This window comes from Ruegeria sp. BC1, assembly GCF_056539305.1.
In genome coordinates, this window is sequence record NZ_JBQFUT010000009.1 from 102,940 (window position 1) to 117,265 (window position 14,326).

17 protein-coding genes are annotated in these 14,326 nt (G+C 54.4%); 14 read left to right on the forward strand and 3 right to left on the reverse strand.

Translation table 11 applies throughout. The features are described from left to right. Position 1: 1 nt before the first annotated feature. Positions 2-1,702: an aspartate-alanine antiporter gene (gene aspT / locus ACR0IY_RS18005; protein ID WP_480675735.1), complete on the reverse strand. Its 1,701-nt coding sequence runs from the start codon at positions 1,700-1,702 to the stop codon at positions 2-4. A gap of 347 nt (positions 1,703-2,049) precedes the next feature. On the opposite strand from aspT, the gene ACR0IY_RS18010 reads away from it, so the two are divergent. From ACR0IY_RS18010 to ACR0IY_RS18020, 3 genes are all read left to right on the forward strand, one after another. Then, positions 2,050-2,397, forward strand: a complete 348-nt coding sequence (locus tag ACR0IY_RS18010; RefSeq protein WP_480675736.1) for a phage integrase central domain-containing protein — start codon at positions 2,050-2,052, stop codon at positions 2,395-2,397. A 216-nt stretch (positions 2,398-2,613) separates the two neighbouring features. Further along, entirely contained in the window at positions 2,614-2,940 is a 327-nt protein-coding gene (locus ACR0IY_RS18015; RefSeq protein ID WP_480675738.1) for a hypothetical protein, read from the forward strand. Further along, positions 2,937-3,344, forward strand: a complete 408-nt coding sequence (locus ACR0IY_RS18020; protein WP_480675740.1) for a hypothetical protein — start codon at positions 2,937-2,939, stop codon at positions 3,342-3,344. Before ACR0IY_RS18015 ends, ACR0IY_RS18020 begins: the two co-directional genes overlap by 4 nt. Before the next feature lie 514 nt (positions 3,345-3,858). Here the strand turns inward: ACR0IY_RS18020 and ACR0IY_RS18025 are convergent. Both ACR0IY_RS18025 and ACR0IY_RS18030 read right to left on the reverse strand, forming a co-directional pair. Continuing rightward, positions 3,859-5,196 (reverse strand): alpha/beta fold hydrolase, encoded by a 1,338-nt coding sequence (locus ACR0IY_RS18025; RefSeq protein WP_480675742.1) that lies wholly within the window; start codon positions 5,194-5,196, stop codon positions 3,859-3,861. A 256-nt stretch (positions 5,197-5,452) separates the two neighbouring features. Then, positions 5,453-5,815: a hypothetical protein gene (locus ACR0IY_RS18030; RefSeq protein ID WP_480675744.1), complete on the reverse strand. Its 363-nt coding sequence runs from the start codon at positions 5,813-5,815 to the stop codon at positions 5,453-5,455. Between the two features lie 319 nt (positions 5,816-6,134). On the opposite strand from ACR0IY_RS18030, the gene ACR0IY_RS18035 reads away from it, so the two are divergent. The 11 genes from ACR0IY_RS18035 (at position 6,135) to ACR0IY_RS18085 (ending at position 14,300) form a co-directional block, all read left to right on the forward strand. Then, on the forward strand, positions 6,135-6,539 hold the full coding sequence (locus ACR0IY_RS18035; protein WP_480675746.1) for a GNAT family N-acetyltransferase: 405 nt from the start codon (positions 6,135-6,137) through the stop codon (positions 6,537-6,539). Positions 6,540-6,746: 207 nt separating this feature from the next. Then, positions 6,747-7,424: an ankyrin repeat domain-containing protein gene (locus ACR0IY_RS18040; RefSeq protein WP_480675748.1), complete on the forward strand. Its 678-nt coding sequence runs from the start codon at positions 6,747-6,749 to the stop codon at positions 7,422-7,424. A gap of 162 nt (positions 7,425-7,586) precedes the next feature. Beyond that, entirely contained in the window at positions 7,587-7,847 is a 261-nt protein-coding gene (locus tag ACR0IY_RS18045) for a hypothetical protein (protein WP_480675750.1), read from the forward strand. A 16-nt stretch (positions 7,848-7,863) separates the two neighbouring features. Next, positions 7,864-8,619 carry a DeoR/GlpR family DNA-binding transcription regulator gene (locus tag ACR0IY_RS18050; RefSeq protein ID WP_480675752.1) on the forward strand — a complete coding sequence of 252 codons (756 nt, stop codon included), beginning with the start codon at positions 7,864-7,866 and terminating at the stop codon, positions 8,617-8,619. A gap of 86 nt (positions 8,620-8,705) precedes the next feature. Further along, a complete protein-coding gene (locus ACR0IY_RS18055; protein WP_480675754.1) occupies positions 8,706-11,168 on the forward strand; it encodes a GcvT family protein in 2,463 nt (820 codons plus the stop codon). Between the two features lie 31 nt (positions 11,169-11,199). Next, positions 11,200-11,637, forward strand: coding sequence for a type 1 glutamine amidotransferase family protein (locus ACR0IY_RS18060; RefSeq protein WP_480675756.1), 438 nt, complete (start codon positions 11,200-11,202; stop codon positions 11,635-11,637). Between the two features lie 44 nt (positions 11,638-11,681). Next, positions 11,682-11,948, forward strand: coding sequence for a helix-turn-helix domain-containing protein (locus tag ACR0IY_RS18065; protein ID WP_480675900.1), 267 nt, complete (start codon positions 11,682-11,684; stop codon positions 11,946-11,948). 45 nt (positions 11,949-11,993) lie between these two features. Then, positions 11,994-12,833 carry an EamA family transporter gene (locus ACR0IY_RS18070; RefSeq protein ID WP_480675758.1) on the forward strand — a complete coding sequence of 280 codons (840 nt, stop codon included), beginning with the start codon at positions 11,994-11,996 and terminating at the stop codon, positions 12,831-12,833. Positions 12,834-12,922: 89 nt separating this feature from the next. Further along, complete coding sequence (locus tag ACR0IY_RS18075) at positions 12,923-13,543, forward strand: sulfatase-like hydrolase/transferase (RefSeq protein ID WP_480675902.1); 621 nt, start codon at positions 12,923-12,925, stop codon at positions 13,541-13,543. Continuing rightward, positions 13,503-13,742, forward strand: coding sequence for a sulfatase-like hydrolase/transferase (locus ACR0IY_RS18080; RefSeq protein WP_480675760.1), 240 nt, complete (start codon positions 13,503-13,505; stop codon positions 13,740-13,742). Before ACR0IY_RS18075 ends, ACR0IY_RS18080 begins: the two co-directional genes overlap by 41 nt. Before the next feature lie 51 nt (positions 13,743-13,793). Next, positions 13,794-14,300 (forward strand): hypothetical protein, encoded by a 507-nt coding sequence (locus ACR0IY_RS18085; RefSeq protein ID WP_480675762.1) that lies wholly within the window; start codon positions 13,794-13,796, stop codon positions 14,298-14,300. Positions 14,301-14,326: the final 26 nt, after the last annotated feature.

Genomic DNA, 14,326 nt, shown 5'->3' on the forward strand with positions numbered 1-14,326 from the left:
CTTACGGCACGAAGGCCACGACCAACGGCCCCCAGAGTGTTAGGAAGATGTTGGCCACCGCATAGGTCATAGTGAACGCTGGGGTCGGGGTCGAATTGCCCGCCTTTTCCAGCAGCGTCGCAAATCCCGGATTGCCCGACCGGGACCCGGTCACTACTGCGCAGGCTTCGACAGGGTTCTGGATGCGCAGGGCGAAATAGTTGATCGGGAACTGCACAATCATCGGCATCAGAGTGACTACGATCCCCAGCAGCAGCAGCGTGATGCCGTATTCCTGAATCGCCTGCAACGCAGGTTGCCCGGCATTTAGACCGACAACGCCGACAAAAACGGCCAACCCAAAGCTCTGGAGGAAATTCGCGGCACCGCGATTGATCCCGCCGATCTTGGGGCGTCGAATTCGCAGGTAGCCGATGATCAAACCGGTTACCAGGCACCCAAGCCCAGATCCCAGCGCTACCTTGGTGCCGGCAATGACAAAGCTGATTTCACCGATCAGATAACCAATGGCCACGCCGATTCCCAAGGCGATGAAATTTGTGACCGACGCGGCGGGTGGCACATATCCCGCCTGTTTCGCCACACGGTTCAGATCGTCCTTGTGACCAACGATGCTGACTTCATCACCCGCGTGAATCTCGGTGTTATGAAGCACCGGAATTTCATGACCCATACGGGTGATTTTGGAGATATGAACTCCCCGACGCTGATCCGCAGTTAGGGCTTCACGTATTTCCGCCAGAGTCTTACCGGCCAGCTTAAGATTGGTGACGACAACATTGCGGCGCTCTTCCACGATGGTCAGTTCGGGTGGGTATTCTCCCACCTCCCCGCTGGCTGTACCCTCAAATTGGGTCAGCGTGGCAACCAAGCCAGAAACAACGATTATATCGCCCGCGCTGATCACCGTCTCGGGTGTTGGATCAACTGCTGCACCATCATGCAGCAACCGTTCAACCACCAGATCGCCGTCATAGACGCCCTCGATGTCCTTCACTGACTGCCCAGCTATGCACGCCTCGTCATTCACTCGATAGGCGCGGGCATCGAAGCGGTTCATAGGAAGAAACTCGCCTTCTTCCAGCTTACGGCCACCACCGCTTAGTTTTCGCGCCAGTTTGATCGCCTCTTGCCGCAGATCGACTCGCATGATGATCGGAATGATGCTGACAGCCAGAATCGGCCCAATCGAGCCAAAGATGTAAGTGACCGAATATCCAACGGCGATGTTGGTTTTCAGTTTCTGCGCTTCATCCGCAGCCAGCCCCAGCAGGTCTATGGCGTTTCCGGCGGTTCCGATAATGGCTGATTGCGTCAGACCACCGGCGGCGAGTCCGGCTGCTAAACCCTTGTCGAGCCCGGCCCACCTGGCAACAACGATGACGAAGAACAGTCCCCAAAGCGTCATCATGAATGCGGCCAGTAGTTTAGTCAGGGCCGTTCGATTCAGTGCCGCGAAAAACTGAGGCCCACCATTGTAGCCGACCATGAAAATAAACAATGAAAAGAACACGTTTTGTACATCGGTGCTGAGGTTGATGCCGCCGATCTGCCCCACGAAAACCGCAACCAGCAGAGTTCCGGCAATGCCGCCAAGTTCAAACTTGCCAACCCGGAACTTACCAACCCCGTAGCCAAGCCCCAAACACAGAAAAAGCGCCATAATCGGATAGGCGCGAAGCTGTTCAGTGATTAATTCCATCAATAAATCTCCAGGTTTCAAGTCTGGCTTGGACGCACCGGGAACGGTACTTCAGAACGCTGATAATGCTGGGAAATTCGGCTTATCTCCTGCGCTCTGGGGTCAGGTAAACACCGACTTTAGATTCTGTCAAACCTGTACAGATGGGTATTTTTGAATATCTACACCGCTGAGCTCGCGCCAAATGCGGTTCTATTCATCATTGCTGGGGGATGGTGCTGCTGGAGGGCATTGAAACCCTACATGTGGTCGTCTCAAAACATCTCACGCAGATAATAAATGTCTAAAAAACATAATTTTTATCTGTTCATTCGCTTTCCTTTGATCTCGACGATTGGCAGCGCAACTTGCATCTGTTTAGAGACGTCGCTCGCGATGCGTTTGAAGCGCGGAAGTTTGAGTTGCGGGGTGGTAGAAAAGCGGGCCATTGGTTTATCCCGCTGGAGTTACACGTCATACCAAGACTTGGTAATGCGCCAGTTGCTGAAATTACTCAGATCGCTCTGCGGGATTGCATTGCGCCTGCCTGGTATGAGAAAGCCGAGACTGCTCGAAAGGCGTTGACACGGACATCTATTTGTCTGGAGCATGCAGCCGCGCTGGGCATTGATGTTGATTTGCAGGCTCCTAAAAAGGCGCGTGCCTTGCTTGGCAAACCGCGCAAGACCACCACCAACATTCCGTCGCTTGCCTAGAGTGAAGTGCCCGAGTTCTACAAAAGCTTGGACGCAGTATAGTCACCCACCTTGCTCTGAAACTTCTAATTTTGACCGGGGAACGTTCACGGCCAATACGGTACTTGAAGGAAGTGCAGTTCGACGGTGATGTTTGGACAATTCCGGCGGAATAGATGAAAGGGCGGGAGGGCGCTACCACTGAGTTGTGTGTTCCGCTTTCGAATGAAGCGCTACATGTTCTTGGAAACGCGCGACGACTATCTGTTTCCGAGTATTCGGAAAGGGGTGATCTCGGACGCCACGATGTCGCGATTGATGGAGCGTCGTGGCATGAGCGCCCGTCCGCATGGATTTCGTTCAAGTCTCCGCGTGTGGTTGGCGGAGGCGACCGATGCACGTCATGAAATTGCAGATATCATGCTCGGCCACGTGGTGGGCAGCTACGTCGAACGCGCCTATCGTCGAACCGACTTCCTGGACCAACGTTGGGTATTGCTGGAGCGCTGGGCGTCCCATCTCTTCGGCAACATTGATACCGTCGTAAAACGGGCCACTGCATGAATCAGGAACGTCGTTATCTTCTCTTGTTCAACGGAAACGGCAAATGGATACTGAAGGTGGCGGAGGCCGCAGAGCTGCTTGCAGCCAGCGTGCCGAGCTTCTGCTCCGCATCGCGGATGGGTCGGTCCCCAAGCCAATCAAGCTTGGTGGATCTTCTCGGTGGCCTCGCTCTGAAATCCTTGCCGTCATCGCTGAAGCTAAAACCAAGCGGTAACCAACCGGCCACCAACGCTTGCGAGCGGCTATATATCTTCCGCCGCTTTTTCTACCTTCTGACCAATATCCTCACGGTGGACGCTCCTGAGCACACGGTCAGCCAATCTTGTATGGAGCCTCCCTGGCTGGACAAATGGTTTTCGCCCAAATTTCAATTCAAGACATGTGCCGAACAATACAGGATTTGACGCTTGAAGAGCGCGGATTGTTATTCTCGTTTCTTGTCGAGAATTATGAGGCACAGAGCTCATTAGAGCATGATGAGGAAAGACTTGCGTGTCGTGTCGGCCTTGGCAAATCCAAAAAAGTTGCTGGCGTGTCTGCTATCGTCGCTCATCAAGACTGGAAAAGTGAGAGCGACCAATGAAGGAATAATTGTCGCTCTCGCGGAAAACGCGATCAACCATTTCTAAATCAAATCCGAAACGGCAAGTTTGCGAACTCCTGTCGAAACGACAGGGCAAAACCGAGAGCAGTCTTAAAGCAATTAAACGATGTGCAAAGTCCACCGACACTATGCGTCGATAGCAGTCGTCGCGGAGTCATAAGAACTAAACATATTCCGAGCACGCTTGTTTATGCTCGTGACAGAAACCGATAGCTGTCATCTGAGCCAAACACTCGGATGACCGAGTCGAGCCCAAAGCCGACAATCGGATTCCGTGGTAAAGACCAGTAGGCAATGCCAGCGTTCCGAGTTGTTTAGTTCGTAGGGCTGACCGCGTGCAGTCTCCAAGAATTTGGAACGCCCTTCAACTCGTGCTCACCGCAGTCTTGAAACTCGAACGGCGCACCAAGCATCAGTTGCCGCGTGAGATCGGAGGCCAAAACCTGTCCTTCCTGGGCTTGGCCCATCACCCGAGCGGCTATGACCACGCCAAGGCCGCTGATATCCTCGCCGCGAATTTCAATCTCACCTGTGTGAGCGCCGAAGCGTGCGTTAAGGTCGATTGCAGACAATGCTTCACGTAAAGAACCAGCGCAGGCCAGCGCACTTGTAGGAGAACTGAACGTCGCCAGCACGCCGTCGCCGGTGAATTTCACCAGATGACCACCGTGTCGAGAGATCTGGTTTGCGCAGACGTCATCGTGGCGGTTCATAAGGTCGCGCCAATTCTCATCACCGATACGTGCTTGTTGTGAGGTGGACGCGACGAGATCTGAGAACAGAACGGTAGCAAGGGTGCGCTTGGGTTGGATCGTCGCCGATGCTTCGCCGGTGACAAACTCGACGATTGCAGCCGCATAGCTGTCTACGTCGCCTTCCCATGGCACATGCTCGTGGCCGGGTATGGATTTGTATTCAGTGGATGGCATCAAACGCAGAAAATCCTTGGCGCAATCAGCCCCGTTGGGTTCTTCAAATTCGCGATGTATGACCAAAGTGGGTTGTGAAATAGAAGGCAGCAATTCCCGGATATCTATCCGGGCAGCCAATTCGAACAGGTTGGCGACTGTAATAGGGGTTGCGCTCATCCTTTGGAAATGCGCCCATGCTTCCTGAGCTTCAGCATCGTCCTCACTTGGGCCAAAAGCCGAAAATGGGTGAGGTTTATAGAGCTTCCCCCAATTCTCTCGGAACTGTTTCAACGCGATTTTAAGGCTTTCAGGGGTCAGGTAACCGCGAGTAAGACGGCCTTGAGCGTACCCGCCGCACAAAGCCAGACGTTCGACGCGCTCGGGGCGCATCGCGGCATAGACACAGGCAAGTGAAGCGCCCTCGGAGAAAGCAATGACCGTGGCTGAGGTCATTTCAGTGACATCCATCACAGCCTCTATATCCATGACGCGCTCTTCAAGGGTTGGTGTCCCCTGAATACGGTCTGACATGCCGTTGCCGCGCTTGTCGAAGGTAACCAATCTTCCCACCGAGCTGAGAGCTGTCATCCACTGGATATAGCCCGGATTTTCCATGGACGCTTCCAGATGCGAAATCATTCCGGGGACCAACACAAGATTGCGCGGCCCATCGCCCCAAATTTGATAGGCGATGGATAGCCCGTCGCTTTCGGTGAAAAGGGTCTCCACATTGGCAGTCATGCGCCCCTCCCAGTCGTTCTCTGGCCAATCCTCCGCCCATATTTTCAATGTCGTTTGCGACGGAGCCAGCGCATGATCATATTGAAGTTCGATTGGCCTATCGGTCAATGATCTCTTTAGTTGAGCGCAACGTGCGTCATGCAAGGATTGTAATAATCAGGTAAAAACCGGAGGTCTGCATTTCCGGCGAAGCAGCCGCTCATGCCGAGTGCAGTCAATGACCGCATCGAGCCCAGAGCGGACCTGTGCAATGAAGTCAATTCATCTGTCTGAATGTGTCGTCGCCAAAGACGAGAAAGCTTGATTGTTTGTCTTTAACTATGCTGAGGGAAAAGGAGATAGAACCTTCATGTTGCGGATGTGACAATGAAAAAGAAAGTTCCACCTGCTCACTTCTCATCGTTCCTAATTCGAACTCGATGGTCAAATTGACCCCGTCCATTTCGTCGTCATTGATGTGATATCTGCTCTCAAAGGCGACACATCGCTGCAGGAATTCACATGTCCCATCAACATCTAGTCCCTCAAAAATCGGGCCATCCGGGTAACTCTCTGTGAGTTCATTGGGAAATGTAGTTGGTTTGAGTGCTTCAAGCCACGTCCTTGCTTTGTCGGACATGTTTAAAGATCTGTCATCAATTGTATTCAAGATTCAACGCCAATCGCCAATGATTCAGCCGATCCATCGCAGTAGACTCTGGCAATAATAGGGAGGTCCGGTTTGTCCGCTAAGTAGACATTCACTGAATTCTGGTGAACGGCCGCATCGAGCCCCAAATCGGACGCCCTGCTTCAATGTAAAAAAAGCAAGGTAAGAATTTCCTCCTCGACTGCCGCCCGCTTCAGGCACGCTGCATGCGTCCGCCGGTTCCAGAAACCTTAATAGAGAAAACCCAAATCAATGGCCCAGAAAATGGGGGCTAGACAGTTGACCGTAGGTGTCTGTTCTCACGCTCGGAGGCCATACTCAATTTGGTGAACTTTTTGGTCTTTGGGTTTTGCGCGGATTTGGTCGTTGGATCGTGGCTGACGGCGTCTCTGATGAGCCTTTCGGGGTTGTAGGATTGTGGTTTCCTGAGCGGTGGCCCGAGCCAGATATAGCTTGGTCTGTTTTCGAAGGCGGCGAGGGTAAGAGCATCGTTTTCGAAGCCTCGCTTGCAGCTCGTAAGTTTGCATATTCAGCCCTCGGCTGGACGACAGCAATCAGATTAATCCTAGAAGACAATCTACGGTCATTTGCTCTGGCTCGACGCCTGGGTGCTGAGTTCGCGGCACCTTTTCAACATCCTGTACTGGGTGCGATGCAAATCTGGCGTTATCCCGGGCTAGAAAATTTAGCCTAGCAAACTCTCGATGGTCTTGTCCGGTGAACTTGGGTTGAGGCGGACAGGGGGCTTTCGTACTCACTTTTGCAATTGGCCCGATCCCTACGTCCAGTAGGTTTTGACTATGCTGCCCCGCGCAGTCGTTGGTGCACGTTGCAGCTATTTCTTGATAAAAGGTCTGCGAGCCCGGAGACTTTCACCAGTATTTGAGTAAAGGGATAGGCCATGCTTCGTCTTTTTCTATTTGCGTTTGTGACTGGTCTCGCTGCCAATGCGGGCACGGCGCAGACACCACCTTCGGTTGGTGAAGTCGCGAATTACGACGGGCTCTTCACAGCCGCTCACACCGGCAACCAAGAAATGATCCGGCAGCTCGTTGCGGCGGGCGCAAACGTCAACGCGCGGGACCCTCGAGGCCGCACGCCAGCCCATGTGGCAGCCTTTGCTTCAGAGGACGCGGCGTTGCGCGCACTCGCTGAGGCTGGCGCCGACATGAACGCGCTTGAGGGTCAGGCTTACGACGTGGTCACTATTGCGGCCGTTGCAAACGACCCAGAATTGATGACGCTCGCAATCGAGTTAGGCAACAATCCCGGCCTAACAACCAGCCCTTATGACGGAACGGCTCTCATAGCGGCCGCACATCTCGGTCATGTAGAGATTGTCCGACGGCTAATCGCCGCTGGCGCGCCTCTGGACCATGTGAACAATCTGCACTGGACAGCGGTTATTGAAGCCGTTGTGCTTGGTGACGGCGGCTCGGATCATCTTGCAGTTCTGGATGCGTTGTTGGCAGCGGGTGCTGACCGATCGATTGCCGATCGAAACGGAACTACGCCACTCGAACACGCCGAACTGCGCGGATTTTCTGAGATGGCAGATCGGCTAAGAAAAGAGGATTGAGACTTACCTAGTAGGCTGAAGCGATGAGTTTCACCTGAAAGGCGCCGATGGTAGCTTGGGTGAGGCCGACGCTAGCCAAGCGGTTAATTTATGAGGTGCCCGCAGCCGAAACAGTTAGTTGAGTTGTGGTGTGGGGTGCCTCATTTGATTTGGACCACCGATATGATTGAGAAACGGAGGACTGAGACTGTCGAGCAAGAGACACAAATCAGAAAAAATAGTTTAGAAGCTGCGGCAAGACGTATGATTTGGGGACTAGTTTTGAAACACATGAAGAGTGATCGTTTGCTCCTGACGTTAAGCCACCAAAGCGCTCTGCCGACTTCAAGGCAAGTTCTTCCAACAAGGCCGGCGCTACAAAAAATCTGCTGCGAACCGGGCTGGACCTATTTTGCAAAATTTGGCATGATTGTGCAACTCTGACCCTGAAGATCAACCGATGCTTCCATCTGAACGACATGCAATAATCCTCGAAGAAGTTTCGCGTCAACCTGCGGTTTCTATCCGAGCCTTGACTGAACGACTCGGCGTATCGCGGGAAACTGTTCGTAAGGATATCGAGCAACTGGCGCAGGCAAAAAAGCTCAATCAGGTACGCGGTGGAGCGACCAGTGTACGTACACACGAACCCCCGATGGTCGATCGCACTCAAACCAATCGAGCAGGCAAAGAGCGTATTGGCAATTACGTAGCCAGCATAATCCCGGATGGTGCGAGTGTGATCATTGATAGCGGCTCGACGACACTCGCGGCAGCGAAAGCCTTGGCGACCAATCATCAATATTTAACGATTTATACTAATGATTTAACCATAGCTTCGGTAATTGCGGCAGCGGCAGAAAAGGTCACCTTGCTGGGCGGGCGGTTAGATTTTTCGGAGAATGCTACAATGGGTTTGGACACACTGGACCACCTTTCCCGATACAATGCAGAATTTGCACTGATCGGAGTTGGTGGGATCAGTGCTCGGACCTTGTTCACCGATTTTTCGCTGGAAGGCGCAAACCTGCGACACATGATGATAGAGCGGTCGCAGCGCCCGTTCCTATTGGCGGACAGCAGCAAATTTGATGTGGTGGGGCAGGTTGCGATGAAACCACTGCCTGTGGATGTTACCCTAGTGGTTGACGGCAAGTTGCCCAAAGGCATTTCGGAAGTGATTAGAGACCAACCCGTTGACGTTGTCAGCGTATAACGCCAATAAAAGAAAAATATTGCCAAGTTTTGCAAAGCGTAGATAAGGTGGGCGCAAACCCGATTCCTTTTGTACGGAGCAAGGCAATGGCCGACACCCAACTTCCGCAAAGCGCGCAATATGTCATCGTGGGGGGCGGAATCGTTGGCTGCTCGGTTGCATATCACCTAACGAAGATGGGGCACCGTGACGTCGTTCTGCTGGAACAGGGGCAGCTGAGCTGCGGCACCACATGGCACGCCGCGGGTCTGGTCGGTCAGCTGCGTAGCCAGCCTGCAATGACAAACCTGATCCGCTATTCGACCGAGCTGTATTCACAACTTGAGGCCGAGACCGGGCTTGCCACCGGCTGGATGGAATGCGGCTCGGTCACAGTGGCACGGACTGAGGACAGAATGACCATGCTGATGCGCACCGCTGCTGCTGCCCGGGCGCAGGGGGTCGAGGTTCAGGTCATCACCCCGCAGGAGGCGCAGGACAAATGGCCGGTGATGCAGGTGGACGACGTCAAAGGCGGGCTGTGGATGCCCGGTGACGGTAAGGCCAACCCGACTGATCTGACCCAATCTCTGGCCAAGGGCGCGCGCGTGGGTGGCGCGAGAGTGATCGAAGGGATCAAGGTCACTGACATTCTGACCAAAGATGGAACGGTCACCGGCGTGATTACCGGTCAGGGTACGATCAACGCCGAGATCGTGGTGAACTGCGGCGGACAGTGGGCCCGGCAACTGGGCAAGATGTGCGGCGTCCATGTGCCTCTGCACTCTGCCGAACACTACTATATCGTGACCGAGCAGATCGAAGGTGTGACGCCCGACCTGCCCGTTCTGCGCGACCCAGATGGCTATATCTATTTCAAGGAAGAGACAGGCGGTCTGGTAATGGGCGGCTTTGAGCCGGACGCCAAACCTTGGGGTATGGACGGCATACCAGACAACTTCTTCTTTCAGCTTCTGGAGGATGACTGGGACCAGTTTGAAATTCTCATGGAAAATGCACTTATCCGAGTGCCTAGCATGGCCGAGACAGGCGTACGTCAATTCTATAACGGACCTGAAAGCTTTACGCCCGACAACAATTATCTATTAGGTGAAGCACCCGAGCTGAAGAATTTCTTTGTCGGCGCTGGCTTCAACAGCATGGGCATCGCCAGCGCTGGCGGCGCCGGGCGGGCGCTGGCTGAGTGGATTGTCGAAGGGGCTCCGACCTCGGACTTGTTTGCAGTAGATATCCGGCGGTTTGCGAATTTCAACAACAACCCGACTTGGCTGCATGACCGGGTCAAGGAAACGCTGGGCCTGCACTACGCGATGCCCTGGCCCAACCGGGAACTAGACACAGCTCGCCCATTCCGCCGCTCGGCCTTGTACGACCGGCTGGCAGCAAAGAACGCCGTATTCGGGTCGAAAATGGGCTGGGAGCGGGTGAACTATTTTGCCGAAGACGGTGAAAAGGCCGAGATTGAATACAGTTTCGGTCGTCAGAATTGGCATGAAAATGCTGGTAAAGAACACAAGGCTACGCGCGAAGCGGTAACGCTGTTTGACCAAAGCTCGTTCTCGAAATTGCTGGTGCAAGGACGCGATGCTTGCAGCCAGTTGAACAGAATCTGCGCAGCAAATGTTGACGTGCCCGTGGGTCAAACAGTGTACACAGGCTTGCTGAATGAACGTGGGGGGTATGAATCCGATCTGACGGTTCTGCGATTGAAAGCGCAGGAGTTTATGCTGATCACGGGGTCGGCCCAAACCGTTCACGACGCAGATTGGATCCGCAAGAATTTCAGCGAAGATGCCCATGTTTTCCTTACGGATGTCACGGCTGCGTGGTCGGTGCTGTCGGTGATGGGGCCAAAGTCGCGCGATGTTTTGAAGAACCTGACGAAAGCAGACCTGTCGAACGCAGCCTTCCCATTTGCAACCGTTCAGGAAATCGATCTGGGCTATGCCACGGTTCTGGCCAACCGCATGACCTATGTCGGCGAATTGGGCTGGGAACTGATCGTGCCAGTCGAATTTTCGGCAGGCGTCTACGATGATCTGATGCGCGAAGGGGCCGCGTTCGGTATGATCGACGCCGGCTACTATGCGCTGGAAGGCCTGCGGATCGAGAAAGGCTTCCGTGCCTGGAGCCGCGAGCTGACACCGGACATCACGCCGATCCAGGCTGGTCTGAACTTTGCCGTGGACTATGACAAACCCGGCGGCTTTATCGGAAAAGAGGCGCTGCTGGCCGCAAAAGCCGACCCCGATCACCTGAAAACCCGCATTGTTCAACTTGTTCTTGATGACGGCGAACCACAGCTGTGGGGCGGCGAGGCTGTGCTGTATGACGGCGTCGAAATCGGTGAGGTCCGCTCGGCCGCCTATGGTCACACTTTGGGCGCGTCAGTTGCCCTGTGTCAGTTGGATGCACCCGAGCGCGTGACGGCGGACTATATTGCCAACGGTGCGTTCGAGATCGATCTGGCCGGAAGCCGACTGTCTGCAACGGCGCATATTCGAACCCCCTATGATGCAAAAAGCGAACGGCCCAAAGCGGACGGTTAGGCCTGATGAAGCTAAGATGGCGTGACCCGGGATGAAACACTGTTCGGTCATCGAACCCGAGACGGGTCATGCCACAGAGATTGGCTTTTTGTGCTGGGACGGCCTGCCCTTGGATCAGCGCTCGGTGGGGCTGGCCTATTTGAAGGCGGCGAACCAGCTGGCCGCTGACATACAATTCAGAGTCTCGGTCCTGTCGCTGGCAGGCACTGACGTGCAGAGCGAATGCGGAGTAAACTTGAGCACCAGCCGCTTCAATGACCACACGGCGCGATGCGGCTATCTGTTTCTGGTCGGCGGACCAGTCCTTCCTCGTGATCTGCAGAATATCCTCGGCCGCGTGGCACGCGCACAACTCAGGGCAGGTCGGGTTCTGGGCGCGGTTGAAGCGGCCATGATCCCGCTGGCGCACACGACATCGCCCGAGTCGACAATGGCTTTACTGGCGACATCGTTGTTGACACGGCTATAGAACTGTTTCGGTATAATCTGGAAGAACCCCTCCAGATCAAGAGCATTGCTGAAGAAGTAGGGATTCAGGTGCGTCAATTTGAAAGGAAATTTGTAGCAAACACAGGGCTTACCCCAAAAGCTTACTATCTGGAGGAGCGGTTGGAAAAGGCCCAGGCAATCGTCAGGTTCACCAATCTGACGCTTAACGAGGTTGCCTTGGCCTGTGGGTTTGGGGCCAATGCCACGCCGTCGCAGAAGTACAAACAAAGGTTCGGACAAACCCCAGCATGCGAACGCTCCCGTAGAAACGCCTCAAGGTTCGAACCTTGAGGCGCCGCTGGCGTTCAACACATTACCTCAGGATATCAGGTTCGTATGACAATTCACGCGCTTCTCATCGTTTTGACTGCAGCCTTTCTGCACGCGCTATGGAATGCCGTAGTTAAAGGCGCGCCGGACAAAGCCATCGTTCTGGGGCTGGTCTCGCTCGGCCATGCAATACCAGCGATGTTTGTATTGCCATTCACCGGCTTGCCGGTCTGGGCGGCTATTCCTTTTATCATTGGTTCAACCCTGATCCACTGGGGGTACTATTGGTTTCTGAACACCGCCTACAAACATGGTGACCTGTCGGTGGTCTATCCAATCTCACGCGGGATGACTCCGATTTTGGTGGCGATGGGCGCGATCCTGTTCGCGGGCGAAGTTCTGCCGCCTGCGGCATGGATAGGCATTATCTGTATCTCCTTGGGTATTGGGTGCCTGTCCCTTGCCGGATTGGGCAAACACACGAACTGGATCGCCATCGCGGCTGCTTTTGGCACCGGCCTGATGATTGCGTCCTATTCACTTGTCGACGGTATTGGCATCCGGCTGTCTGAGAACACGCTGGGGTATATCGCGGCATTGTTTGTGGCCGAGATTTTTGTGGCTGGTTTCATCTTTACAACCCGGTGGCGGCGCGTGGTGACTCTGTCTCGACGCTATGTCTGGGCAGGCCTCGCAGGCGGTGTCATCTCGGGCCTGGCCTATGGGTTAGTACTTTATGCAAAGACAATCGCGCCGTTGGGCATGGTGTCCGCGCTCAGAGAGAGTTCCGTCATCTTTGCGTCGATTATTGGTGTCATGTGGTTCGGCGAAGGGCCGAAATCCAACAGGCTTCTGGCTGCGACAATCGTGGCGATCGGGATTGTGGCATTGGCGATGGCAAGTTGAAGGGATTAGGGGGAAATTCGCAGACAGTAAACACAGAAACACGCCCGAATGTCTTGCTGATCGTCATCGAACAGTTCCGCTTCGATCTTCTGGGTCAGGAAGGTCTCGGAAGGATAGCGCATCTACCCAACCTTCGACGGCTTCAAGAAAACGCCGTCAGTTTTGCCAGCCACTTTGCCGTCACAGTGCCTTGCGGATTAAGCCGGACATCCCTGTTCACCGGGCAATATGCTTTCAACCACCGGTCGGTCCGAAACGGCGCTCCGCTCCAGCACGATACCCCGAACCTTGCGCGTGCGAAGCGACAGAGCGGGTGCAAGCCACGTTTGTTCGGCTATACCGACGCAACCCGAGACCCCAGGATTCTACCCCCCGATGACCCAAGGCTTCAAAGCGATGAGGAACTACTTCCCGGCTTTGAGGAGGCGGTGAAAATGCGCATGGAATCAGATGTTGGCGCCTGGCTTTCGCATAAATCGCAGCGGGGCATTGAGCTGCCCCGCTACCCAGACACCTACCGACCCAATGGCCCGAAGGTCGGTGATCCGGCATTGTATCCGGCCGAACAAAGCGATACGGCGTTTCTGTCGGATCAGTTTCTAGCCAAAATGCAGGATGCTGAGCCGGGATGGTTTGCGACACTAACCTTTATACGGCCGCACACTCCACTTGTGGCACCGGCACCCGTTTCTTGCCCCTGCACAGGATAAGCAACCGATATCAAGCATGGTTGTTGGCTTCCCCGATCTGATGAATGATCCGGAAACCATCGCCCAACTGCGGGCACTTTATCTGGCGTTGGCAACGGAAGTCGATCATCATATTGGGCGCGTGGTAGACTGGCTCATGTCGTCCGACCAGTGGAACAATACCGTTCTGATCGTTACCGCAGATCACGGTGAGATGTAGGGCGACTAGGGGCTGTGGGGAAAAGGTGCCTTACATGATGTTGCCTATCTTGTGCCCCTGATTGTGCGCGATCCCGCGCGGCCTTATATGCACGGTCGAGTGCATTCCGGGTTCACGGAGTCCATCGATATACCCGTCACCATTCTCGAAAGAGTCGGTTCAAGGCCCCCTTCTTCGATGAACGGGCGAAGTTCGCTTGGCATTTTGGGCGATCCGGAAACGGAAGGGGCGGATAACTGCTTTTCCGAGTTCGATTTTGGCAATCCGGTAAAGCCGACTTCGTGGATGGCTGAGTTCAGTCTGACCTCGCGGCAGGCAAATCTGGGCATTTTGCGCACAAGAGAACACCGCTTGGTCGAGTTTGGCGCAGGGCTGCCGCAAGTACTCTTTGACGGGGACGTATGTGGGGAAGCAGAGTCTATCGCTATGCAAGCTGAAATCACGCCAATGCTGCTTCACCTGACCCGCAAGATGCTGGAACACCGCATGAAAAATGCCGAATCCACCTGCGCTCAAACGATTGTGCGCCCTGGAAGCGTTAAGACCTGGTCGTACTAAGTATATGCAAAGCCGCGATTTTAAAC

Coding starts and splice junctions, on each gene's coding strand:
- aspT (WP_480675735.1), bottom strand. CDS start 1,702: ATGGAATTAATCACTGAACAGCTTCGCGCCTATCCGATTATGGCGCTT.
- ACR0IY_RS18055 (WP_480675754.1), top strand. CDS start 8,706: ATGGCCGACACCCAACTTCCGCAAAGCGCGCAATATGTCATCGTGGGG.
- ACR0IY_RS18030 (WP_480675744.1), bottom strand. CDS start 5,815: ATGTCCGACAAAGCAAGGACGTGGCTTGAAGCACTCAAACCAACTACA.
- ACR0IY_RS18045 (WP_480675750.1), top strand. CDS start 7,587: ATGATTGAGAAACGGAGGACTGAGACTGTCGAGCAAGAGACACAAATC.
- ACR0IY_RS18020 (WP_480675740.1), top strand. CDS start 2,937: ATGAATCAGGAACGTCGTTATCTTCTCTTGTTCAACGGAAACGGCAAA.
- ACR0IY_RS18025 (WP_480675742.1), bottom strand. CDS start 5,196: ATGACTGCCAATGTGGAGACCCTTTTCACCGAAAGCGACGGGCTATCC.
- ACR0IY_RS18015 (WP_480675738.1), top strand. CDS start 2,614: ATGTTCTTGGAAACGCGCGACGACTATCTGTTTCCGAGTATTCGGAAA.
- ACR0IY_RS18070 (WP_480675758.1), top strand. CDS start 11,994: ATGACAATTCACGCGCTTCTCATCGTTTTGACTGCAGCCTTTCTGCAC.
- ACR0IY_RS18060 (WP_480675756.1), top strand. CDS start 11,200: ATGAAACACTGTTCGGTCATCGAACCCGAGACGGGTCATGCCACAGAG.
- ACR0IY_RS18050 (WP_480675752.1), top strand. CDS start 7,864: ATGCTTCCATCTGAACGACATGCAATAATCCTCGAAGAAGTTTCGCGT.
- ACR0IY_RS18040 (WP_480675748.1), top strand. CDS start 6,747: ATGCTTCGTCTTTTTCTATTTGCGTTTGTGACTGGTCTCGCTGCCAAT.